The sequence below is a fragment of the Streptomyces sp. SM10 genome, assembly GCF_002910915.1.
In the GTDB taxonomy this organism is placed as follows: Bacteria; Actinomycetota; Actinomycetes; order Streptomycetales; family Streptomycetaceae; genus Streptomyces.
The window spans coordinates 1-23,187 of record NZ_NEUF01000047.1 but is presented as its reverse complement, the minus strand read 5'-3'; the positions used below and the strand labels follow the sequence as shown (position 1 = coordinate 23,187).

At 71.1% G+C, this 23,187-nt stretch carries 18 protein-coding genes; 7 read left to right on the top strand and 11 right to left on the bottom strand.

Annotated elements, in window-relative coordinates:
• Positions 1-574: 574 nt before the first annotated feature.
• The 6 genes from whiA to uvrA form a co-directional block, all read right to left on the bottom strand.
• Positions 575-1,564, bottom strand: coding sequence for a DNA-binding protein WhiA (gene whiA, locus B9S57_RS04765; protein ID WP_018104603.1), 990 nt, complete (start codon positions 1,562-1,564; stop codon positions 575-577).
• Entirely contained in the window at positions 1,555-2,589 is a 1,035-nt protein-coding gene (gene yvcK, locus B9S57_RS04760) for a uridine diphosphate-N-acetylglucosamine-binding protein YvcK (protein WP_103514257.1), read from the bottom strand. Before yvcK ends, whiA begins: the two co-directional genes overlap by 10 nt.
• Entirely contained in the window at positions 2,586-3,560 is a 975-nt protein-coding gene (gene rapZ, locus B9S57_RS04755; RefSeq protein ID WP_103514256.1) for an RNase adapter RapZ, read from the bottom strand. The genes yvcK and rapZ overlap by 4 nt, the downstream gene beginning before the upstream one ends.
• Positions 3,557-5,650 carry an excinuclease ABC subunit UvrC gene (gene uvrC, locus B9S57_RS04750; protein ID WP_103514255.1) on the bottom strand — a complete coding sequence of 698 codons (2,094 nt, stop codon included), beginning with the start codon at positions 5,648-5,650 and terminating at the stop codon, positions 3,557-3,559. Before uvrC ends, rapZ begins: the two co-directional genes overlap by 4 nt.
• 125 nt (positions 5,651-5,775) lie before the next feature.
• On the bottom strand, positions 5,776-6,204 hold the full coding sequence (locus B9S57_RS04745) for a Rieske (2Fe-2S) protein (RefSeq protein WP_103514254.1): 429 nt from the start codon (positions 6,202-6,204) through the stop codon (positions 5,776-5,778).
• A gap of 247 nt (positions 6,205-6,451) precedes the next feature.
• Positions 6,452-9,466 carry an excinuclease ABC subunit UvrA gene (uvrA, locus tag B9S57_RS04740; RefSeq protein WP_103514253.1) on the bottom strand — a complete coding sequence of 1,005 codons (3,015 nt, stop codon included), beginning with the start codon at positions 9,464-9,466 and terminating at the stop codon, positions 6,452-6,454.
• A gap of 176 nt (positions 9,467-9,642) precedes the next feature.
• On the opposite strand from uvrA, the gene B9S57_RS04735 reads away from it, so the two are divergent.
• The gene (locus B9S57_RS04735) at positions 9,643-10,332 is read left to right on the top strand and encodes a maleylpyruvate isomerase family mycothiol-dependent enzyme (protein ID WP_103514252.1); all 690 of its coding nucleotides are present in this window, start codon (positions 9,643-9,645) and stop codon (positions 10,330-10,332) included.
• A gap of 10 nt (positions 10,333-10,342) precedes the next feature.
• The gene (locus B9S57_RS04730; protein ID WP_103514251.1) at positions 10,343-10,999 is read left to right on the top strand and encodes an MBL fold metallo-hydrolase; all 657 of its coding nucleotides are present in this window, start codon (positions 10,343-10,345) and stop codon (positions 10,997-10,999) included.
• Between the two features lie 65 nt (positions 11,000-11,064).
• Here the strand turns inward: B9S57_RS04730 and B9S57_RS04725 are convergent, their stop codons facing one another.
• The 5 genes from B9S57_RS04725 to B9S57_RS04705 form a co-directional block, all read right to left on the bottom strand.
• Positions 11,065-12,075 (bottom strand): TerC family protein, encoded by a 1,011-nt coding sequence (locus tag B9S57_RS04725; RefSeq protein WP_103514250.1) that lies wholly within the window; start codon positions 12,073-12,075, stop codon positions 11,065-11,067.
• Between the two features lie 283 nt (positions 12,076-12,358).
• Positions 12,359-14,293 carry a TerD family protein gene (locus B9S57_RS04720; protein ID WP_103514249.1) on the bottom strand — a complete coding sequence of 645 codons (1,935 nt, stop codon included), beginning with the start codon at positions 14,291-14,293 and terminating at the stop codon, positions 12,359-12,361.
• 119 nt (positions 14,294-14,412) lie between these two features.
• Complete coding sequence (locus tag B9S57_RS04715) at positions 14,413-14,991, bottom strand: TerD family protein (RefSeq protein WP_103514248.1); 579 nt, start codon at positions 14,989-14,991, stop codon at positions 14,413-14,415.
• 131 nt (positions 14,992-15,122) lie between these two features.
• A complete protein-coding gene (gene uvrB, locus B9S57_RS04710; RefSeq protein WP_103514247.1) occupies positions 15,123-17,243 on the bottom strand; it encodes an excinuclease ABC subunit UvrB in 2,121 nt (706 codons plus the stop codon).
• A 39-nt stretch (positions 17,244-17,282) separates the two neighbouring features.
• Positions 17,283-18,155: an MHYT domain-containing protein gene (locus B9S57_RS04705; RefSeq protein ID WP_103514246.1), complete on the bottom strand. Its 873-nt coding sequence runs from the start codon at positions 18,153-18,155 to the stop codon at positions 17,283-17,285.
• 214 nt (positions 18,156-18,369) lie between these two features.
• Between B9S57_RS04705 and B9S57_RS04700 the strand changes: the two genes are divergently transcribed.
• From B9S57_RS04700 to B9S57_RS04680, 5 genes are all read left to right on the top strand, one after another.
• A complete protein-coding gene (locus B9S57_RS04700) occupies positions 18,370-19,245 on the top strand; it encodes a glycerophosphodiester phosphodiesterase family protein (RefSeq protein WP_103514245.1) in 876 nt (291 codons plus the stop codon).
• A 44-nt stretch (positions 19,246-19,289) separates the two neighbouring features.
• The gene (locus B9S57_RS04695; protein ID WP_103514244.1) at positions 19,290-19,835 is read left to right on the top strand and encodes a methylated-DNA--[protein]-cysteine S-methyltransferase; all 546 of its coding nucleotides are present in this window, start codon (positions 19,290-19,292) and stop codon (positions 19,833-19,835) included.
• 150 nt (positions 19,836-19,985) lie between these two features.
• Complete coding sequence (locus B9S57_RS04690; RefSeq protein WP_103514243.1) at positions 19,986-21,293, top strand: MFS transporter; 1,308 nt, start codon at positions 19,986-19,988, stop codon at positions 21,291-21,293.
• Positions 21,294-21,451: 158 nt separating this feature from the next.
• Complete coding sequence (locus tag B9S57_RS04685; protein ID WP_103514242.1) at positions 21,452-22,402, top strand: pseudouridine-5'-phosphate glycosidase; 951 nt, start codon at positions 21,452-21,454, stop codon at positions 22,400-22,402.
• Positions 22,399-23,187, top strand: a 789-nt coding sequence (locus B9S57_RS04680; RefSeq protein WP_103514241.1) for a carbohydrate kinase family protein, incomplete at its 3' end; no start/stop codon positions are given. The genes B9S57_RS04685 and B9S57_RS04680, both read left to right, overlap by 4 nt.

Below are 23,187 nucleotides of genomic sequence, written 5' to 3'. Positions count from 1 at the left end.
ACCGCCGAGTAGGAGTGCCGGATTCCGGCCTCGGGGTGCACCGAGGCGTGCGGCGGGGGCGTCCGCCGCGCACGGAGCGGTCACCGAACGTCAACACCCTCCGGAACCACACCCCTTGCGAGAGGCGGACGGAGGGAGGCATCCGACGGTGCGATGTCACCGGGAGTCACCGACGCAGGCCCGACCCTCATGGTTCCGGCCATGGACCGTCAGGGCGGACGCCGCCGCCGGGCGCGCGCGAAGTACGCGGTGAGCAAGCATGCTCAATTGTGCGGAGCGGCACTCAATCGATAAAAAGTGCCTGGCCGTCCGCTTATTCCAAGGGCGCGCGGACGGCGGAACTGCAGAAGCACCGGCCGCTCATTCGTGCGGGGCCGCACTCGGATATGCAGAAAAACCTCTCGGCGGAATTCGAGGAATGGCGCCCTCCCCCTGGCGCAAAAATGACGCCGCCCGGAGCCCTCGCGGAGCCCGGTGACCACGGCCGTCCGGCGCCCCGTCGCCGGACGGCGCACGGCGGAGACGGCGGAGCCCCGGCCACGCCGGGAGGCGGGCCGGGGCTCTGCCGTCGTCCTCAGCCGACGAGGCCGTCGGCCAGCTCCTCGCTGAGGGTCGACTCCGTGCCGGGGATGCCGAGATCCTGGGCACGCTTGTCCGCCATGGCCAGCAGGCGCCTGATCCGGCCGGCGACCGCGTCCTTGGTCAGCGGCGGGTCGGCGAGCGCTCCCAGCTCCTCCAGGGAGGCCTGCTTGTGCTCCATGCGCAGCCGTCCGGCCGCCGCGAGGTGCTCCGGGACCTCCTCGCCCAGGATCTCCAGCGCGCGCCCCACCCGGGCGCCCGCCGCCACCGCGGCGCGGGCGGAACGGCGGAGGTTGGCGTCGTCGAAGTTGGCGAGCCGGTTGGCCGTGGCCCGGACCTCGCGCCGCATCCGGCGCTCCTCCCACGCCAGCACCGACTCGTGGGCGCCGAGGCGGGTCAGCAGGGCGCCGATCGCGTCGCCGTCGCGGACGACGACACGGTCGACCCCGCGCACCTCCCTGGCCTTGGCGGCGATGGAGAGCCTGCGGGCGGCGCCGACCAGGGCGAGGGCGGCCTCCGGACCCGGACACGTCACCTCGAGCGAGGAGGAGCGGCCGGGCTCGGTGAGCGAGCCGTGCGCCAGGAAGGCACCGCGCCATGCCGCCTCCGCGTCGCAGGTGGCCCCCGAGACCACCTGCGGGGGAAGGCCGCGGATCGGACGGCCGCGGCCGTCCACCAGGCCGGTCTGGCGCGCCAGCTGGTCGCCGCCCGCCACCACCCGCACGACGTAGCGGGAGCCCCGGCGCAGTCCGCCCGGCGCCATCACGATCAGCTCGGAGCTGTGCCCGAAGATCTCGAGGATGTCCCGCTTGAGCCGGCGGGCGGCCATCGCCGTGTCCAGCTCGGCCTCGATCACGATCCGGCCGCTCACCAGGTGCAGCCCGCCCGCGAACCGAAGAATCGCCGAGACCTCTGCCTTTCTGCAGCAGGTCCGGGTCACGGGAAGCCGAGAGACTTCGTCCTTCACCGCTGGCGTCATCGCCATGGGCCGATCCTTCCATGCATCCGAAAAATACGGTCGTACGCGGCGGCCAACAGCTCCGGATCATGAATCGGAACGCCGTCGGGTGAGGCCACGGGGGCCAGCTCGACCGCGGCTCCGAGCCGCTGTGCGGCGTCGGCGAGGGACTCGCGGTCGGGCACGGCGGCCTCGTCGGCCAGCACCACGTCCATGGCGAGTTTAGGGGCGTGTCGTCCCAAAACCTCCAAATGACGCTGCGGTGAGAAGCCTTCTGTTTCACCGGGCTGCGGTGCGAGGTTCAGCGAGAGGACCTTACGGGCCTTCGTGGTCACGAGCGCGTCGAGCAGTTCGGGCACCAGCAGGTGCGGAATCACGGAGGAGAACCACGACCCCGGGCCGAGCACCACCCAGTCCGCGTCGAGCACCGCGGCCACCGCTTCGGGAACGGCCGGCGGGTCGGCCGGGACGACGTGGACGGACTGGACCTCGCCGGGGGTCAGGGCCACCGTCGCCTGCCCCCGCACGGTGACGAGGTCGTCGGGGCGCCCGGGGTCGTGTCCTCGTACGAGCGCCTGGAGCTCCAGGGGGACCGCGGACATCGGCAGCACCCTGCCGTGTGCTCCGAGCAGCTTGCCGACGAGGTCCAGGGCCTGGACGTGGTCCCCCAGCTGTTCCCAGAGCGCGACGATGAGCAGATTGCCCACCGCGTGATCGTGCAGGTCGCCCTTGGACTCGAAGCGGTGCTGGATCACCTGGGCCCAGGTCTGGCCCCATGCGTCGTCCCCGCACAGCGCGGCGAGCGCCTTGCGCAGGTCGCCCGGCGGGAGGACACCGAGCTCCTCACGGAGGCGGCCGCTGGAACCGCCGTCGTCGGCGACGGTGACCACCGCCGTGAGGTCGCCGGTGATCCGGCGCAGCGCCGTGAGCGAGGCGGACAGCCCCATGCCGCCGCCGAGGGCGACGACCTTGGGCTGCGCCCCGCGTTTGCGGCCGGAGAGCGCGGCCGTGGCCCTGCTCAGCCGGCGCTGACGCAGTTGGCGACTGGTCACTCGCGCCCCATGTCCCGGTGGACGAGGACGGTCTCGATCCCTTCGGTGGCCAGCCGGGCGGCGAGTTTCTCCGACATCGCGACGGAGCGGTGCTTGCCGCCCGTGCAGCCGACGGCGATGGTCACGTACCGCTTGCCCTCGCGCCGGTAGCCGGTGGCGATCAGCTGGAGCAGCTCCGTGTACTGGTTGAGGAACTCCTTGGCGCCCGGCTGGTCGAAGACGTAGTCGGACACCTCCTCGTTGAGCCCGGTGAAGGGGCGGAGCTCCGGGACCCAGTGCGGGTTGGGCAGGAAGCGGCAGTCGACGACGAGGTCGGCGTCGACCGGCAGCCCGTACTTGAAGCCGAAGGACATCACCGTCGCCCGCAGCTCCGGCTCCTCGTCCCCGGCGAACTGGGCGTCCATCTTGGCCCGGAGCTCGTGCACGTTGAGGCTGGAGGTGTCGATGACCAGGTCGGCGTCGCCCCGCAGCTCGCGCAGCAGATCACGCTCGGCCGCGATGCCGTCCACGATGCGGCCGTCGCCCTGGAGCGGGTGCGGGCGGCGGACCGACTCGAAACGGCGTACGAGGGCGTCGTCGGAGGACTCCAGGAAGACGATCCGCCGGGTGACGTGCTTGGCCTCGAGGTCGGCGAGCGACTCCCGGAGGTTGTCGAAGAAACGGCGGCCCCGCACGTCGACGACGACGGCGATACGGGCGACGTTGCCCTGGGACCGGGCGCCGAGCTCCACCATGGTGGGGATCAGCGCGGGCGGCAGGTTGTCCACGACGAACCAGCCGAGGTCCTCCAGGCACTTGGCTGCCGTGCTCCGCCCGGCGCCGGACATTCCGGAGATGATCACCAGCTCGGGGATGGCGGGCGTGGTGGCCTCGGCCTCCTCCGTGGTGCTTCCCGTACTCACGTGTGCTGCTCCGTCTGCTCGGCCGCGCTCGTCGTGGTGTTCCTGGTGTTCGTGCGCGTGTTCGGTCATGTCCTGCTGCCCCCGTCGTCCTCTTCGATGATCTCTCCTGTGGCCGTGTTCACGGCGGGGCCGGCCGGGGCGGCCGCGGCGAACGCGGCGGCGACCGACTCCGCGGTCCTGCGCCCTATCCCCGGCACCTCGCAGATCTCGTCGATTGTCGCCTGCCGGAGCTTCCTGACGGAGCCGAAATGCTTGATCAGTGCCTGCTTCCGGGTCTCTCCGAGCCCCGCGACGTCGTCCAGCGGGCTGCTCCGGATCCGCTTGGCCCGCTTGGCCCGCTGGTAGGTGATGGCGAAGCGGTGGGCCTCGTCCCGGATGCGCTGCAGGAGATAGAGGCCTTCGCTGGAGCGGGGCAGGACCACCGGGTCGTCGTCGTCGGGCAGCCAGACCTCTTCGAGGCGCTTGGCGAGGCCGCAGACGGCGATGTCGTCGATCCCCAGCTCGTCCAGGGCCCGCTTGGCGGCGGCGACCTGCGGCTGCCCTCCGTCGACGACGACGAGCTGCGGCGGATAGGCGAAGCGCTTGGGACGGCCGTCGTCCTCGCGGGGCTCCTCCCGCGCGGGTGCGGGGTGCTGCGCCCCGGATGCGACCGCGGCGGCCACGGGCTCCACGGTGGAGGCAGGGACCCCGGCCGCGGGTGCGGTGGGGGCCGGGACGGGGCCCGTGGGCGCCGGGGTCTCCTCCCACTCCCCCGTCCGTTCCTTCTCCTGCAGATAGCGCTTGAAGCGCCGTCCGATGACCTCGTGCATCGACCGGACGTCGTCCTGGCCCTCGAAGCCCTTGATCTGGAAGCGGCGGTACTCGCTCTTGCGCGCGAGGCCGTCCTCGAAGACCACCATGGACGCGACGACGTCGTCACCCTGGAGGTGCGAGATGTCGAAGCACTCGACGCGCAGCGGCGCGGTGTCGAGACCGAGCGCCTCGGCGATCTCCTCCAGGGCGCGGGAGCGCGTCGTGAGGTCGGAGGCGCGCTTGGTCTTGTGGAGACCCAGCGCCTGCTGGGCGTTGCGCTGGACCGTGACCATCAGGTCCTTCTTGTCGCCCCGCTGCGGGATGCGGAGGCTGACCTGGGACCCTCTGCGGTCCGCGAGCCACTGGGACACGGCGTCGGGGTCCTCGGGGAGTGCCGGGACCAGCACCTCCTTGGGGACGGAGTCGCCCGACTCCTCCCCGTACAGCTGCTGGAGGGCGTGTTCGACGAGACCCGCCGTGTCGACGGCCTCGACCTTGTCGGTCACCCAGCCGCGCTGGCCCCTCACCCGCCCGCCGCGGACGTGGAAGATCTGGACCGCCGCCTCCAGCTCGTCCTCGGCCACGGCGATCAGGTCGGCGTCGGTGGCGTCGGCGAGGACGACCGCGCTCTTCTCCATGGCCCGCTTGAGAGCCTCGGCGTCGTCGCGCAGCCGCGCCGCCCGCTCGTACTCCATCTCCTCGGCCGCCTGCATCATGTCCTTCTCCAGGCGGCGGATGTACGTCCCGGTACGGCCCGCCATGAAGTCGCAGAAGTCCTCGGCGAGATCACGGTGCTCCTCGGGGGTGACCCGGCCGACGCACGGCGCGGAGCACTTGCCGATGTAGCCGAGGAGGCAGGGCCGGCCGCTCCGCTCGGCGTTCTTGAAGACCCCCGCGGAGCAGGTCCGCACGGGGAAGACCCGGAGCATCAGGTCGACCGTCTCGCGGATCGCCCAGGCGTGCCCGTACGGACCGAAGTAGCGCACGCCCTTCTTCTTGGCCCCACGCATGACCTGGACGCGCGGGAACTCCTCGTTGAGCGTGACCGCGAGGTAGGGATAGCTCTTGTCGTCGCGGTACTTGACGTTGAACCGGGGGTCGAACTCCTTGATCCAGGAGTACTCCAGCTGAAGCGCCTCGACCTCGGTGGAGACCACGGTCCATTCCACGGAGGCGGCCGTGGTGACCATCGTGCGGGTGCGCGGGTGCAGCCCGGCGAGGTCCTGGAAGTAGTTCGCCAGGCGCTGGCGGAGATTCTTGGCCTTCCCGACGTAGATCACCCGGCGGTGCTCGTCGCGGAATTTGTAGACCCCCGGGGAGTCGGGGATCTGTCCCGGCTTGGGGCGGTAGCTGGAGGGGTCTGCCATGTCTCACACCCTACTGGCGGGCTGTGACAGAGCGGGATCGCCCGGGCTCGGGAGACCTGCGACGGGGACCCGTGCCGGAGCCCCCGGAGGTGGCGGGAGCAGGCCCCGGAGGGCGCCGCCGGAGGTCAGGCCCCGGGACCTGCGACGAGCTTCCCGTTCTCGAGCTTCAGCGGGACCGGGGGCAGCGGCACCGTGGCCGGTCCCCGCACGGCCTTGCCCGTGGTCACGTCGAAGCGGCTGCCGTGGCAGGGGCAGTTGCCCTCGGTCCCCTCGACCTTGTCGAGGAGGCAGCCGGCGTGGGTGCACTGGGCGCTGAACGCCTTGTACCGACCCGCGGCCGGGCAGCTCACGACGACCCGCTGCTCCCGGTAGAGCTTCGCCCCGCCGACCGGGACCTCGTCCGCGGCGCCGAGCTCCACGGGCGCGGTGGGCGTCGGTGTCTGCGCGTGACCGAGCTTCGACTCGGTGGAGCAGGCGGCGGCTCCCAGCCCTGCGGCACCGGCAAGAGCGGCGCCCTTCAGGACGGTACGACGGGCGGCGGGCAGGGCGGACATACGGACTCCACTGATCTGGGGGACAGAGGGCCGCCGTCGCCGCCCGGGGCACCGGGTGCCACGGACGTGGGGCACGGACCGTGGGGCACGGAACGCACCCGAAGGCAGGGGCGACAGAACCGACGATACCGACGAAGAACGCCGTGCCGTCGACCGGCCCCGGAGAGAACCCGGCGGCAGGCAGAGGCCCGGCGGGCCCGTGCCGTGAACGCCGGGCGGGCGGGAAGGCCTGCCCGTCCGCCCGGTGTCAGACCTTCCGAGCGCGGGCGGCCTTCTTCGGCGCGGGCTCGGCCGCGGCCTTTCCGGCGGTCCTGGCCGTGGCCGTCCTGCGGGCCGTGGCGGCCTTGGCGGCGACGGCCTTCTTCGCCGGCGCCTTACGGGCCTTGCGGGCGGCGGGCACCGCCGCCTCACCGATCCGGTCGGCCCCCAGGATCTCCTGCAGGAACTTCCCGGTGTGGCTGGCGGGCACCGAGGCGATGTGTTCCGGGGTGCCCTCGGCGACGACCAGACCGCCGCCGCTACCGCCCTCGGGACCCATGTCGACGACCCAGTCCGCGGTCTTGACGACATCGAGGTTGTGCTCGATGACGATCACGGTGTTGCCCTTGTCGACGAGGCCGGACAGCACCGAGATGAGCTTGCTGATGTCCTCGAAGTGCAGACCGGTCGTCGGCTCGTCCAGGACGTAGACCGTGCGGCCCGTGGAGCGCTTCTGCAGTTCGCTCGCCAGCTTCACGCGCTGTGCCTCACCGCCGGAGAGGGTCGGCGCGGACTGGCCGAGCCTGACGTATCCGAGGCCCACCTCGTTGAGCGTGCGGAGGTGGCGGGCGATCGTCGGGACGGCCTCGAAGAACTCGAGCCCCTCCTCGATCGGCATGTCCAGCACCTCGGCGATGGACTTGCCCTTGTAGTGGACCTCCAGCGTCTCCCGGTTGTAGCGAGCACCGTGACAGACCTCGCACGGGACGTACACGTCGGGCAGGAAGTTCATCTCGATCTTGATCGTGCCGTCGCCGGAGCAGTTCTCGCAGCGGCCGCCCTTGACGTTGAAGGAGAAGCGGCCCGGCAGGTAGCCGCGCACCTTCGCCTCCATCGTCTCGGCGAACAGCCTGCGGACGTGGTCGAAGACCCCGGTGTAGGTCGCCGGGTTGGACCGGGGCGTACGGCCGATCGGCGACTGGTCGACGTGGACGACCTTGTCGACGAGGTCGTCGCCGTCGACCCGGGTGTGCCGCCCGGGAACCGACTTGGCGCCGTTGAGCTCGCGCGCGAGGTGGGTGTAGAGGATGTCGTTGACCAGGGTCGACTTCCCGGAGCCGGAGACACCGGTCACAGCCGTGAGCACGCCGAGCGGGAAGGAGACGTCGATGTCCTGGAGGTTGTTCTCCCGGGCACCGTGCACCGTGAGCCGGCGCTTCGGGTCCACGGGACGCCGGACGTCCGGCATCGCGATCGCCCGCTTGCCCGCGAGGTACTGCCCGGTGACGGACTCCTCGTTGGCCAGCAGTTCCTTGAGCGAGCCGGAGTGGACGACCTTGCCACCGTGCTCACCCGCGCCGGGGCCGATGTCGACGACCCAGTCGGCGACCTTGATGGTGTCCTCGTCGTGCTCGACGACGATGAGCGTGTTGCCCATGTCCCGGAGCCGGACCAGCGTCTCGATCAGCCGGTGGTTGTCGCGCTGGTGCAGGCCGATGGACGGCTCGTCCAGCACGTACAGCACACCGACGAGTCCGGAGCCGATCTGGGTGGCGAGCCGGATGCGCTGGGCCTCGCCGCCGGAGAGGGTGCCCGCGGCTCGGTTCAGTGAGAGGTAGTCGAGACCGACGTCCACCAGGAACTTCAGCCGTTCGTTGACCTCCTTGAGGACCCGCTCGGCGATCTTCTTGTCGCGGGCGTTCAGCTTGAGGCGGCCGAGGAATTCGGCGCACTCGCTGATCGACATCGCGGCGACCTCGGCGATGGACTTCTCCATCACCGTCACCGCGAGGACCAGCGGCTTGAGCCGGGTGCCCTCACAGGTCGGGCAGGCGACCTCGCGCATGTAGCCCTCGAAGCGCTCCCTGCTGGAGTCGCTCTCGGCCTCGGAGTGCCGCCGCTTGACGTACTGGACGGCACCCTCGAAGCGGGGGGTGGTGTAGGCGCGCTCGCGCCCGTACCGGTTGCGGTAGCGGACCTCGGTCTGGATCTTGTGGCCGTGGAGCAGCGCCTTCTTGGCGCGCTGCGGCAGTCCGGCCCAGGGGATGTCCGTACGGAATCCGAGGGCCTCGGCCAGCGCGGTGATCTGGCGGCCGAAGTACTCCTTGGTGTGACCGTGCGACCAGGGGTGGATCGCCCCTTCGTCCAGGGACTTGTCCTCGTCCGGGACGATCAGCTCCGGGTCGACCTCCATCCGCGTGCCGATGCCCGTGCAGTCGGGGCAGGCACCGAACGGGGAGTTGAAGGAGAAGGAGCGGGGCTCCAGCTCCTCGAAGGAGAGGTCGTCGTACGGGCAGTAGAGGTGCTCGGAGTACATCCGCTCACGCTCGGGGTCGTCCGCGTCGAGGTCGACGAAGTCGAGCACGACCATCCCGCCGGAGAGGCCGAGCGCCGTCTCGACGGAGTCGGTCAGACGGCGCTTGGCACTGTCCTTCACGGTGAGGCGGTCGATGACCACCTCGATGGTGTGCTTCTCCTGCTTCTTCAGCTTGGGGGGCTCGGACAGCTGGATCGTCTCGCCGTCGACCCGTGCCCTGCTGTAGCCCTTGGTCTGGAGATCGGCGAAGAGGTCGACGAACTCTCCCTTGCGCTCGCGCACCAGCGGGGAGAGGACCTGGAAGCGGCTGCCTTCGGGCAGGCCGAGCACCTTGTCGACGATGGCCTGCGGCGACTGGCGCGCGATGGGCCTGGAGCACTCGGGGCAGTGCGGCTTGCCGATCCTGGCGAAGAGCAGCCGGAGGTAGTCGTAGACCTCGGTGATGGTGCCGACCGTCGAGCGCGGGTTGCGCGAGGTCGACTTCTGGTCGATGGAGACGGCGGGCGAGAGGCCTTCGATGAAGTCCACGTCCGGCTTGTCCATCTGGCCGAGGAACTGCCGGGCGTACGAGGAGAGCGACTCCACGTAGCGCCGCTGCCCCTCGGCGAAGATCGTGTCGAACGCGAGCGAGGACTTGCCCGATCCGGAGAGCCCGGTGAAGACGATGAGGGAGTCACGGGGGAGATCGAGCGAGACGTTCTTCAGGTTGTGCTCGCGCGCGCCACGGACGATGAGACGGTCGGCCACGCCGGTCCGCACCTTTCTGGAGAGAAGTGGGGGAAATGAGCCCTTGTCCCAAGGGTATGGGGGGCGCCACAGCGATGTACGAAGCTTTCGACTCCGAGCTTATAGCACGCGCATTCGATTTACGGTCGACCGAAGACTCCATCACCCGAATGAGTGGCGAGGTCTAGGCTCGGCCCATGACTGATCATGCGCACGACCTGGAAGCTGTACGCGAAGCGACCGATCGACTGCTCGGTGCCACGGGCAAGCTGGACGACGGCGCCCTTGCCGAGCCGTCGCGTCTGCCGGGCTGGAGCCGCGGCCATGTTCTTGCCCACCTGTCACGTAACGCCGACGCCCTCGTAAATGTTCTCCGGGGACAGCCGATGTACGCGAACAGCGAAACCCGGGACGCCGACATCGACCGCGACGCACCGCGCCCCCTGGCCGAGCAACTCGCCGACGTGCGCGCGAGCGGAGCCGCCTTCCTGTCCGCGGCCGACGAGCCGGCCGACTGGTCGCGCACGGTCACGCTGCGCAACGGCGTGACGGACCCCGCCTCCCGGATCCCCTTCCGCCGCCTGGCCGAGGTCGAGCTGCACCATGTCGACCTGGGGGTGGGGTACGAGCTCGAGGACCTGCCCGAGGAGTTCGTGACCAGGGAGAACGACTTCCTCGCCGAGCGGTTCGCCGGGCATCCTGATGTCGTCCCCACGACCGCGGTGACGCAGGACGGCCGCCTGTGGACCACGGGCGGCGGCGCCGACGGCACTCCGGTGACCGTCCGGGGCACGGCACCCGAGATCCTCGGCTGGCTCTGCGGACGCCGCGACGGCACCGCTCTCACCGTCGAAGGCGGCAGCCTTCCCTCGCTGCCCCCGCTATAGGCTGCGTCACATGACGTACAGCGGAACGGTCAGGGTCGGCGGCCCTGCGGACGTGCACGAGCTGACGGATCTGATGATCTCCAAGGTCGCCGTCGGGCCGATGAACAACAACGCCTACCTGTTGCGCTGCCGGGCCACCGGTGAGCAGCTCCTGATCGACGCGGCCGACGAGGCAGGGACCCTGCTGCGGCTGATCGGTGACGACGGCATCGCGTCCGTCGTCACGACGCACCGGCACGGTGACCACTGGCAGGCGCTCGGCGAGGTCGTGGCGGCCACGGGGGCGCGGACGTACGCCGGGAGGTACGACGCCGAGGGCATCCCGGTCCCCACCGACGAGCTCGTCGAGGACGGCGGCACGGTCCGGGTGGGCCGCGTCACGCTGACCGCCAGGCACCTGACCGGCCACACGCCGGGGTCCGTCGCCCTGGTCTACGACGACCCGCACGGGGCGCCGCACCTGTTCACCGGGGACTGCCTCTTCCCCGGCGGCGTAGGCAATACGCGCAAGGACCCGAAGGCCTTCGCGAGCCTGCTCCACGACGTGGAGACGAAGCTCTTCGACCGGCTCCCGGACGAGACGTGGGTCTACCCGGGGCACGGCCACGACACCACGCTGGGAGCCGAGCGCCCTCACCTTCCGGAGTGGCGCGAGCGCGGCTGGTGAGCCCGTGAACGGCCGACGGCCGGGTGCCCCTGAGGGGTCCCGGCCGTCGGTGTGTCGGTCCTGCGCTACTTCTCCGCGCCGACGTTCTCGCTGTCGTCCTTCTGCTCGCCGCTCTCCACGCCCTTCTCCTGTGCCGTCTGCTTCCTGGTGGCCATCAGGCTGGTGATCGTGGTGATCACCAGGACACCGCAGATGACGGTGAGGGAGAACGGGATGGAGATCTCCGGGACGTGCACCCCGGACTCGTGCAGGGCGTGCAGCACCAGCTTGACGCCGATGAACCCGAGGATCACCGAGAGCCCATAGCTGAGGTGGACCAGCTTCTTCAGCAGACCGCCGATGAGGAAGTACAGCTGACGCAGGCCCATCAGGGCGAAGGCGTTGGCGGTGAAGACGATGTACGGGTCCTGGGTCAGGCCGAAGATCGCCGGGATGGAGTCCAGGGCGAACAGCACATCGGTGGTACCGATGGCGAGCATGACCACCATGAGGGGGGTCATGACGCGCTTGCCGTTGTTCCGGATGAAGAGCTTGGTCCCGTGGTAGCGGTCGGCGACACCGAAGCGGTGCTCGATCGACTTCAGGAGACGGTTCTCCTCGAACTCCTCCTCGTCCTCGTCTGCCCGCGCCTCCTGGATCAGCTTCCAGGCGGTGTAGATCAGGAACGCGCCGAAGATGTAGAAGACCCACGAGAAGTTGGCGATGACCGCGGCACCGGCGGCGATGAAGATCGTTCGGAGCACCAGGGCGATCACCACACCGACGAGCAGCACCCGCTGCTGGAGGTGTGAGGGCACCGAGAACTTCGCCATGATCAGGACGAAGACGAAGAGATTGTCGACGCTCAGCGATTTCTCGGTGATGTAACCGGCGAAGAACTCGCCCGAGGCCTGGCTCTCGCCGAAGACCAGCAGGCCGAGCCCGAAGAGCACGGCGAGGGCGATCCAGACGACGGTCCAGATGCCGGCTTCCTTGGTCGACACGTCATGAGGCTTGCGCCCGATGAAGAAGTCGACGGAGATGAGGGCGACAAGACCGAGAATGGTCAGCGTCCAGAGAGTCCATGAAACGTCCACTGCGCCTCCGGCAGTTCGCTACGGCTATAGATCAGCGTCGTCGCTGCCGGAGGTCTCTTCCACCCGGGAGCGCGGGATGCGCGCCGGGCCGACGCCCCGGGACCGGTCACAGTCCGTACTGACGGGAACGCCGCGATCGGGAGTACTCCCCTCCGCACCAGGAACAGTACATGAAGCACCAAGAAATGGTAAAGTCCGTCCCAAGGTGCGATCAAAATACCTGTTCAGGAACTATGGGAGCAGTACCTGATCCGCCGTCATCCGTTCAGCGGATTCAGCAGATTCAGCGGAGGCCCCCGCGCCGAGCCGCCGCCACCAGGGCGAGGACCTGCTCCAGGACGTTGCTGCCCCGAGGAGGCCTCAGCGGCTCGTACGTCCACGCGTGGCCCACCCACGGGTCGGCGAGGTGGTCGTCCGCCACGGGGGTGATCCGCAGCAGCGAGCGCCACAGCGGGTCGAGCACGGGACCGTAGGCCCGGGCGTCCTCGCGGTCGGCCACCATCAGCAGGTGCACGCCGACCGAGGGCCCCTCGTCGGCCAGATAGCGCAGCTGGGTCACGGCCCTGTCGTCGAAGCCGTGCGGGAAGTCGTTGACGATCAGCAGCTGCTCGCCGGTGTCGAGATCCGGAGGCAGGGCATCCGCGGCACCGGCCCTGATCGCCATCTGCACCAGGTCGACGCGCCGGGTGAGGCGGGCGAGGACCGAGGACACGCCTTCCGCCCCCGCGGCGGGCGGCCCGGCGAGGACCCCGGAGCGCACGAGGGGGGCGAGGGCGCGGACGGCGGCACCGGCCGGGTCGATGACGTGCACGGAGAACTCGTCCGCCGGATAGACGGCGAGCAGCCGCGCCGCCAGGGCGACCGCGGTCTCCATGGCCTGCCCTCGCAGCTGGTCCCCGGACACCGTCGCAGCCTCTTCGGAGGCCGTCCGGCCGCTGTCCACCCAGATCCCGCGCTCCAGGGGCAGCCGCACCAGCAGCGGGATACGCAGGTCCGCGCTCTCGGGCAGACCGAGGTCGCCGATGCGCAGGGCCATCGGGATCTCCATCGGCACGCGGTAACCGTGCCAGACGGGGTTGCCCCAGCCCGCGTACGAGGCGGGCAGGGCGGGCTCCACCACGGCGGACTCGGCGGCGAGCTGGGCGAGATCGCGTTCGAGGGCCTCGCGTGCCCGGCCGGTGAGCTCGTCGCGCTTGGCCCTGGCCTCCTCCCGGGCACGGTCGCCCGTACCGCCGATGCGGCTGCGCGGGTCGGAGAGCGTCCGTTCGAGCTCCTGGTCCATCCGGGACTCGGCGAAGTCGACGGCGCTGCGGTACGCGGCGACGGCGCGGGCGAGGTCCTCGAACATGCCCCAGATCTGGTTGTAGAGCCGCTCGTCCATGGACCAGCCGGTGGCGTCACCGGCGACGGGCTGTGCCGGCCGGCCGGGCTCGGCGGCCGGGGCCGCCGGCGGGGGCGGGGGCGGAGCCGAGGTCTGACGCCGCGGGTGCGCGTAGTCGACGGGTCCGCCCGGGGTCTCCGTGTGCGGTGGAGTGGGACCGCTCACGGGCTCGGGGACCTGGGGGCCGGCGGGCGGGCCGCTGCCGTCACCGGACGCCGCGGGGCCCGCGGCCTGGTGCACCCGCTCGCTGTCCGGGGCGCGGGGCGGGGGCGTCACGGAGCGGGCGAGCCCGGCGGCGACGGCCTCCTGTATCGAGGCGGCCAGCTCCGCCGCCTCGGCCACGCCCTGGTCGGCGAGCATCCCGGCGAGCCCGGCGGCGTAGCCCTGGCCGACGGCACGGACCTTCCAGGCGCCCTGGCGGCGGTAGAGCTCCAGGGCCGCCACGGCGGACTCGGAGTCCAGCCCGGTGAGCGTGAAGGTGGCGATCTCGGCCCCGTCGAGTCCGGTGACGGCGACGAAGGGGGCGGCCACCGCTCCGAATCTGGCCGGCCGGCCGGCCCCCGTGGGCAGGGCCAGGAGCACGGTCACGCGGTGGACCGCGTCGGGGAGCGCGTCCAGGTCCACGGCCAGCCGGTGGTCGGCGGCCGCCTGCCGGGAGACTTCCAGGCCGGGCAGCCGGTGCGATCCGGGATGGGCGATCCACTCGGCGCCGTGGACCGTGCCCCGCTCGTCCCCGAGCGTTGCCCCGGCCACGACGGGTGAGCCCGCCGACACCCTGATCTCCAGACGGGTCTGGGGCAAGGTGTGGTTCTGCCCCCGGACCAGCTCGGCCGTCATAGCCCTGTCCCCTCGACGTTCGGTGTGGTGCTGCCCATGGGCGCAGCCCCCGGCGGCCGTGCCTCCGGGAGCTGCTCGTACGGGTCCGGGGACCGGGTGTCGCCCGTGTCCCGTCGCGTCTACAGGTGCGGCAGGATCGCCGGCATCAGGTCCTGGAAGGTCCGCCCGTTGGCCGGGTTGCCGAGGGCGGTCATCTGCCATGCGTTGCCCGCGCGGTGGACCTTCGCCATGATCTGCGCCGTGTACTGGCCGCCGCCGTCCAGCGTGTAGCGGGCGAGCTCCTGGCCGTTGGTCTCGTCGACGATGCGGCAGAAGGCGTGTCGCACCTCCTGGAACGTCTGGCCGGTGAACGAGTTCACCGTGAAGACGATCTGGTCGATGTGGACCGGGACCCGCTGCAGGTCGACGAGGATCGCCTCGTCGTCGCCGCCGGAGCCGGCGCCGCCGACCAGGTTGTCGCCGGTGTGCTTGACCGAACCGTCGTCGCTGACCAGGTGGCGGAAGAACACGACGTCCACGGGCTGCTTGTCGGCGAAGAGCACCGCCGAGGCGTCCAGGTCGATCTCCCTGGTACGCGAGCCGAACAGCCCACGGCGCGGGGCCGCCTGCCAGCCGAGCCCCATCCGTACCGCGGTCAGGGTCCCCCCGTCGCTCTTCTGCAGGCTGATGGCCTGGCCCTTGGTCATGTTGACCGTCACGCGCTGTCCCCTCTCCGCTTGCCCCGCAACCGTCGGTGTGCGGTTTCCCCGCACCCTACGCAGTCCCTCCGGGCGGGAAGGAGTGAAGGGCCGTTTTCGTGTCGGTCCTGCAACACTGCGGGCCCCATGGGTCAGGCCAGCCCCGCTTCCCTCATCTGGCGCAGCTCCTTCTTCAGCTCCCCCACCTCGTCACGCAGCCGGGCGGCGACCTCGAACTGCAGGTCGGCGGCGGCCGCCCGCATGCGGTCGGTCATCTCCTCGATGATCCCCGCGAGCTCCGTGGCGGGCCGGTCCGTGACCACCGCGCCGTCCTTCTTCGTCTTGCCGCCACCGGCGGCCTTGCCTCCCAGCGAGGGGACGGGCGCCTTGGTGTCCTTGGCCTGCCGGTAGCCGGTCCCGAGCAGCTGCTCGGTGTCGACCTCCTCGCGGGCGATGGACGCGACGATGTCGTTGATCTTCTTGCGGAGCGGCTGCGGGTCGACCCCGCGCTCGGTGTTGTAGGCGATCTGCTTCTCGCGGCGGCGGTTGGTCTCGTCGATGGCCTGCGCCATCGCGGGGGTCACCTTGTCGGCGTACATGTGGACCTGCCCCGAGACGTTACGGGCGGCACGTCCGATGGTCTGGATCAGCGAGGTGCCGGAGCGCAGGAAACCCTGCTTGTCCGCGTCGAGGATGGCCACGAGCGACACCTCGGGCAGGTCGAGGCCCTCACGCAGGAGGTTGATGCCGACCAGGACGTCGTACTCGCCGGATCGCAGCTCGCGCAGCAGCTCGATGCGGCGCAGCGTGTCGACGTCGCTGTGCAGGTAGCGGACCTGGATGCCCAGCTCGAGGAAGTAGTCCGTGAGGTCCTCGGACATCTTCTTGGTGAGGGTGGTGACCAGGACGCGCTCGTCCTTCTCCGTCCGCTCGCGGATCTCGTGGACCAGGTCGTCGATCTGGCCCTCGGTGGGCTTGACGACGACCTCCGGGTCGACGAGGCCGGTGGGCCGGATGATCTGCTCGACGAATCCGTCGCCCCGGGACAGCTCGTACTTCCCGGGCGTGGCGGAGAGGTAGACCGTCTGGTTGATCCGGCCCAGGAACTCCTCCCACTTCAGCGGTCGGTTGTCCAGGGCCGAGGGCAGGCGGAAGCCGTGGTCGACGAGGGTCCGCTTCCGGGAGGCGTCGCCCTCGTACATCGCGCCGATCTGCGGCACGGTGACGTGCGACTCGTCCAGGACGAGGAGGAAGTCCTCGGGGAAGTAGTCGAGGAGGGTGTGGGGGGCCGTTCCGGGGTCCCGGTCGTCGAAGTGCATCGAGTAGTTCTCGACGCCGGAGCAGGTGCCGATCTGGCGGAGCATCTCGATGTCGTACGTCGTGCGCATGCGCAGCCGCTGGGCCTCCAGCATCTTGCCCTGCTTCTCCAGCTCGGCGAGGCGCTGTTCCAGCTCCTTCTCGATGCGGCCGACCGCCTTCTCCATACGCTCGGGGCCCGCGACGTAGTGGCTGGCGGGGAAGACGTGGAGCGACCGGTCCTCGCTGATGATCTCGCCGGTGAGCGGGTGGAGCGTGGAGAGGGCCTCGATCTCGTCGCCGAACATCTCGATCCGGACGGCCAGCTCCTCGTACACCGGGAAGATCTCGATGGTGTCGCCGCGCACCCGGAAGGTACCGCGGGTGAAGGCCAGGTCGTTGCGGGTGTACTGCATCTCGACGAAGCGGCGGAGCAGCTGGTCGCGGTCGATCTCGTCGCCGACCTTGAGCTGGACCATGCGGTCCACGTACTCCTGCGGGGTGCCCAGACCGTAGATGCAGGAGACGGAGGCGACCACGACGACGTCGCGCCGGGTGAGCAGCGAATTCGTGGCGGAGTGCCGCAGCCGCTCGACCTCCTCGTTGATCGAGGAGTCCTTCTCGATGTAGGTGTCCGACTGCGGGACGTACGCCTCGGGCTGGTAGTAGTCGTAGTACGAGACGAAGTACTCCACGGCGTTGTTCGGGAGGAGCTCGCGGAACTCGTTGGCCAGCTGGGCGGCCAGCGTCTTGTTCGGCGCCATCACGAGGGTGGGGCGCTGCAGCTTCTCGATCATCCAGGCGGTCGTCGCCGACTTGCCCGTGCCGGTCGCGCCGAGCAGGACGACATCCTTCTCACCTGCGCGCACGCGCCGGTCCAGCTCGGCGATGGCCGCGGGCTGGTCACCGCTGGGCTGGTAGGGACTGACGACCTCGAAAGGCGCCACCGAACGTTCGATCTTCGAGACTGGCCGCATGCAACCACGGTACGGCCCTCCACTGACAACGGCGGGCTGTCAGTGGTCCGGCGGCTGCCTGTACGCCCTGCGCGAGGCGGTCTCGTAGGGCGGAGTGTGGCGGCGCTGGACGGGGATCGAGGTCATGGGCGCGCCGTTCCCGGGGTGGTGGCCGAGCGGCCGGCCCGCACCCTGCGGGGTTCCGGTCACCATCAGGGGGTCGATCATCACGACCACCGCGGCGAGCAGCAGGAAGCAGCCGGGACCGATCATCATCGGCAGGAGCAGCGAGGTGGGGTCCTCGCCGGGGGGTGACGGTGCGGCGTCGGGGTGGAGGTGCACCTGGAGCGCGGCCATGCCCGTGTAGTGCATCCCGCTCACGGCCACGCCCATGACCACGCTGGCGCAGAGGCTCGGGAGGAAGCCGTGGACGGAGACGGCCGCCCACAGCGCGGCGGTCGCGGCCACCACGGCGATGACGACGGAGAAGGCGACGGTGAGCGTGTCGTACTCGAACCGTCCCTCGAAGTTCATCCCGGCCATGCCGAGGTAGTGCATGGACGCGACCCCGAGGCCGGTGATCGTCCCGCCGGTGACCAGCGCCATGCGGGTGGCGCCCCGGTAGCCGACGAGGAAGATGCCGACGCCGACCATGACGACCGCCACGGCGAGGCTGGCATAGGTCAGGGGCCTGTCGTAGCTGACCGGCGCCTCCCGGACGGTGAAGCCCAGCATCGCGATGAAGTGCATCGTCCAGATGCCCGATCCTATGGAGGTCGCGCCGAGGGCCAGCCAGCCGGCTCTGGACACCCCTCGTGTGCGCAGGGACCGCGTGGTGCAGCGAAGACCGAGCGCGGCGCCGAGACACGCCATGAGGAAGGCCGTGACGGGGGTCACGAGGCCGTAGGTGAATCCGTCAACTGTGCCCTGCATGCTGGTACGCCCTTCGCGGTGTGCCCGGGTTCGGGGTGACCCTAAGGGGCAAGGCCCGGCAAGCAAACATAAGAGCGGCATTTTATGCACCTCTGGGTCCTCCGTGGATCCGGTGCCCGACATTCCGTTCACAACATGGCCATCGTCGTCCTCCCGTCCGTTGGGGATCGGATGCGAATCTCTGCATGTCCGCATTCCGACGCGAGGAGTACACGTGTCCGCACGCACAGCCACCGCTTCCGGCGCCGTCGCCGCCCTGCTCGGCGCCTGCGTCCTGCTGCCCGCCGGCCAGGCGCAGGCCTCGGCCGCCCAGGACAGCCCGGTCGTCTACGCCCACCGGGGCGCCTCGGCCTACGCCCCGGAGAACACCCTGGCCGCCGTGGACGCCGCCGACGACCTGGGCATCGACTGGGTCGAGAACGACGTGCAGCTCACCAAGGACGGTGTGCTGGTCGTCGTGCACGACACCACTCTGAGCCGGACCACCGACGCCGAGGAGGTCTTCCCCGGGCGCGCGCCCTGGGCCGTCAAGGACTTCACCGCGGCGGAGATCGCGAAGCTGGACGCGGGCCGCTGGTTCGACGCCCGCTTCGCGGGGGCCCGGGTGCCGACGCTCACGCAGTACGTGCACCGCCTCGAGCGCAACCGCCAGAAGCTGCTCCTGGAGATCAAGAGCCCGGAGATCTACCCCGGGATCGAGAAGGAGACCCTGCGGGTCCTGCGCGAGGAGGGCTGGCTCGACCGCCGTCACGTCAGGCACAGCCTGATCATCCAGAGTTTCGGTGCAGAGAGTGTGAAATCTGTCCACGCGCAGCGTCCGGACGTCGTCACGGGCTTCCTCGGCACCCCGACGGTGGCCGAACTGCCGGCGTACGCGGTGTTCACCGACCAGATCAACCCGTCGTACACGACCATCGGCGCCGAGTACGTCGCCGCGGTGCAGAAGCTGAAGGGCGCCCACGGGAAGCCGCTCCGGGTCAACACCTGGACGGTGAACGACGCGGCGAAGGCGACGGAGGTGGCCGGGTTCGGCGTGGACGGCATCATCACCAACAACCCCGACATCGTCCGGGACGCCACCGGCCGGTAGCCGGACGGGACGGCGTTGTCGGTGGCCGGCCGTACCGTGGTCGTATGGAGAGCAGCGAACAGGTCGTGGAGTGGTCCGTCGTGCCGAGCGACATCGGCCCGCTCCTGCTCGCCGCCACCCGGGCGGGCCTGGTGACCGTCGGCTTCCACGCGCGCCCGGCGGTCCGGGACAAGGCGCTCGGACAGCTGCGGACACGGCTGGGCGCGGAGCTCGTGGAAGCACCGGACTCCGCGCTGCTGGCCGGTCCGGTGCGCCAGCTCTCGGCGTACTTCGCCGGAGAGCTGCGGGAGTTCTCCCTCGATCTGGACTGGTCGCTGAGCTCCGGCTTCCACCGCGAGGTCCTCCGCGAGCTGGCCTCCGGGGTGCCCTACGGGACGGTCGTCGGGTACGGGGATCTGGCGAGCCGTGCCGGCCGGCCGGGCGGCGCCCAGGCCGTGGGGGCGGCCATGGGCTCCAACCCGCTGCCGGTGGTGGTGCCGTGCCACCGGGTCGTGGAGAGCGACGGAGGGCTGGGCGGCTTCGGCGGCGGAGCGGAGACGAAGCGGCGGTTGCTGGCGCTGGAGGGGATACTTCCGCAGCCGCTGTTCTGAGGCGCTCCCCGCCCCGGCCGCACACCGCCCGCGGCGCCCCGCGTCGGTCACCCGCCTCTCCCGCCGCGTGCCGCCCCTTGGCCGCCCCGCGCGCCCGCGGCTCAGGCGTGGAATGCGCGTGGCCGGGCAGCACCCCGCTCCGTTCCGTACATGCGTGCGAGCTGGCACACTGCGGCGGTGACGACTGCCTTCCCCGCCTCCCCGATCACGACCGCGGACCTGCCGAAGCTCCAGCGCAGAACCTCCGCCGTCCTCATCGGCAGCCAGATACTCGGCGGCCTCGGTGTGGCCATCGGCATCGCGCTCGCGCCGGTCCTGGCGGCGGGGGTGAGCGGCTCCGAAGCCCTGTCCGGGCTGGCACCGACGGCCTCCGTGACGGGTACGGCGCTGCTCTCGCTGCCGCTGGCCGCACTGATGACGTCCCGGGGCAGGCGCCCCGGGCTGGTCCTGGCCTATCTGATCGGGGCGCTCGGGGCCTCCTTGGTGGTGACCGCCACGGTCGTGGGCAGCTTCCCGCTGCTCCTCCTCGGGATGGCCGGGTTCGGCGCCGGTTCGTCGGCCAACCTCCAGGCGAGGTTCGCGGCGGCCGACCTCGCGGCGCCGGACCGGCGCGCCCGGGCGATCTCCACGGTCATCTGGGCCACCACCATCGGTTCGGTGCTCGGCCCGAACATCGCGGCCCCGGCCGGCCGGGCCTTCCGGGGCACCTCCGTGCCGGAGACCGCGGGCCCGTTCGCCTGGGCAGCCGGCATCTTCCTGCTCACGGGCGTCCTCGTCGCCGTGCTGCTGCGCCCCGACCCCCTGCTCACCGCCCGGGCGCTCTCCCCGGAGGGCTCGGGTTCCGCCGCCAACCGCTCGCTGCGGGCGGGAATCGCGGCCGTCGGTGCCTCCCCGATGGCCCGCCTCGCGCTGGTGACCGTCGCGGTGTCCCACACCACGATGGTCTCCATCATGGTCATGACCCCCGTCCACCTGGGGCACCACGGCGCGGACATCCAGCTGATCGGCCTGGTCATCAGCGGCCACATCGCGGGCATGTACGCCTTCTCCCCCGTGATGGGCCGTCTCGCCGACAAGGTGGGCCGGCTCGCCGTCATCGGGCTGGCCGCCGGGCTGCTGTGCTGTGCCGCGGCGCTCGCGGGCACGTCGGGCGGCGGGCACGCCAGGACGGCCGCGGGGCTGTTCGTGCTGGGCCTCGGCTGGTCGGCCGGGCTGGTCGGCGGTTCGGCGCTGCTGACCGAATCGGTCCCGCAGGCCACCCGGGCCGCAGCACAGGGCCTCTCCGACCTCACGATGAACGCCGCGGCCGGAATCGGCGGGGCGGTCGCCGGAGTCGTCGTCTCCCGCCTCGGGTACGGGTGGCTCAACGCGACAGCCGCCTGCCTGCTCCTCCCCATGGCCGGGCTCGCCCTGCGCCGTGCGCTCGCCCGTCCGGCCCCGAAGCCCGAAGGCGCCTGACCGAAGGCGCCTGACCGAGCGCGCCTGACCGAAGGCGCAGGGGGCCGTGGGGCCTGACCGGCGCCGCACACGCCCCACGGGACTCAGGCGCCCCACCGCGCGGTGGCGTACCGTCCCGTCCGGGTTTGGGGCCGCGGCACCCGCGACAGAGATGGGGCATGCCTCTCAATCCATCGGCACCCCTGTCGCAGGAATCCGGCAACCACGCGTCCGTGCTCTCCGAGGAGGTGCTGGAGGCCGTCGAGGAACAACGGCCCGTGGTCGCGCTCGAGTCGACGATCATCGCGCACGGACTGCCACGCCCCCGCAACCTCCATGTCGCCCAGGAGCTGGAGGAGCTCGTGCGGAAGGCGGGTGCGGTCCCCGCCACGGTCGCCGTGCTGGACGGTCACCCCCATGTGGGCCTGTCGGACGCCCAGTTGGAGCGGATCGCCGGGGACCCCGGTGTGCGCAAGCTCGGCCACCGCGACCTCGCGCCCGCCCTGGCCCTGGGCGCCGACGGGGCCACCACCGTGTCCGCCACGGCGTTTCTCGCGGCACGGGCCGGTCTGAGCGTCTTCGCCACCGGCGGGCTCGGCGGCGTGCACCGCGAGTGGACCCGGACACAGGACGAGTCCGCGGACCTCGGGCTGCTCGCCCGGACCGGGATCACGGTGGTGTGCGCGGGCGTGAAGTCGATCCTGGACGTGCCCGCGACGCTGCAGCGGCTCGAAACCCTCGGTGTGGGTGTGCTCGGCTACGGCACGGAGGAGTTCCCCGGTTTCTATCTGAGCGGCTCGGGCGAGCCGGTGGACTGGACGGTCCGTACGCCGCGGGAGGTGGCGGCGGTGATGCGGGCCCGAAAGGAGCTGGGCGGGCCCGACGCGGCACTGATCATCGCCAACCCCGTACCGCAGGACGAGCAGTTGGACCCGGTGGTGCACGACCGGGTGCTCGCCACGGCTCTGGAAGCGTGCCGGACCCGGGGGATCACCGGCCAGGCCGTCACCCCGTTCCTGCTGGAGCACCTGATGCGGGAGACCGGCGGCGCTTCCCTGGAGGCCAACCTGGCGGCCGTACGCGGGAATGTGCGGCTCGCCGCGCGGATCGCCGTGGAGGCGGCACGGTGAGCGGGGGCGGCCTGCTCGTCGTCGGGGAGGTGGTCACCGACGTGGTCGTACGGCACGGGGCCGGTCCGCTCCACGGCACGGACACGCCCGCGAGCATCACCACGCTGCCGGGCGGCGCCGGGGCCAACGCGGCGTGCTGGGCGGCGCGTTCGGGATGCCCGGACGTGCGGCTGCTGGCCAGGGCGGGAGCCGACTCCGCGGCCTGGCACCGGGATGCGCTGCGGCGGGCAAAGGTGCGTCCGCTCCTGTCCGTGGACGAGGACGCGCCGACCGGGACGGTGGTGGCCCTGGTCGACCCCTCGGCCGAGCGCACCTTCCTCACCGACAGCGGGGCGGTCCTGCGCCTCTCCCCCGGTGACTGGTCGCCCTCGCTGCTCGACGGCGCGGACCGGCTCCACCTCTCCGGCTATCTCCTCTTCGCGTCGACGAGCCGGGCGACCGCAGCACTCGCGCTGAGGGAGGCACGGCGACGGGGCGTCCCGGTGAGCGTGGACCCTGCTTCGGCGGGGTTCCTGGCCGTCCTCGGCGCCGATGCGTTCCTGGACCTGGTCGACGGGGTCGATCTCCTGCTGCCCAACGCGGACGAGGCCCGCGAGCTGACCGGGCTGCCCGACCCCGCCGACGCCGCGGCCAAGCTGAGCCGTCACGCCCGGCGGGTCGTCGTCACCCTCGGGGACCGGGGCGCCCTGATGGCCTCGGGCGGCACGGTGACCGGGCGCGTGCCCGCCGCGGCGGCCCGTGCCCCGGTCGATTCGACGGGCGCGGGGGACGCCTTCACCGGCGGG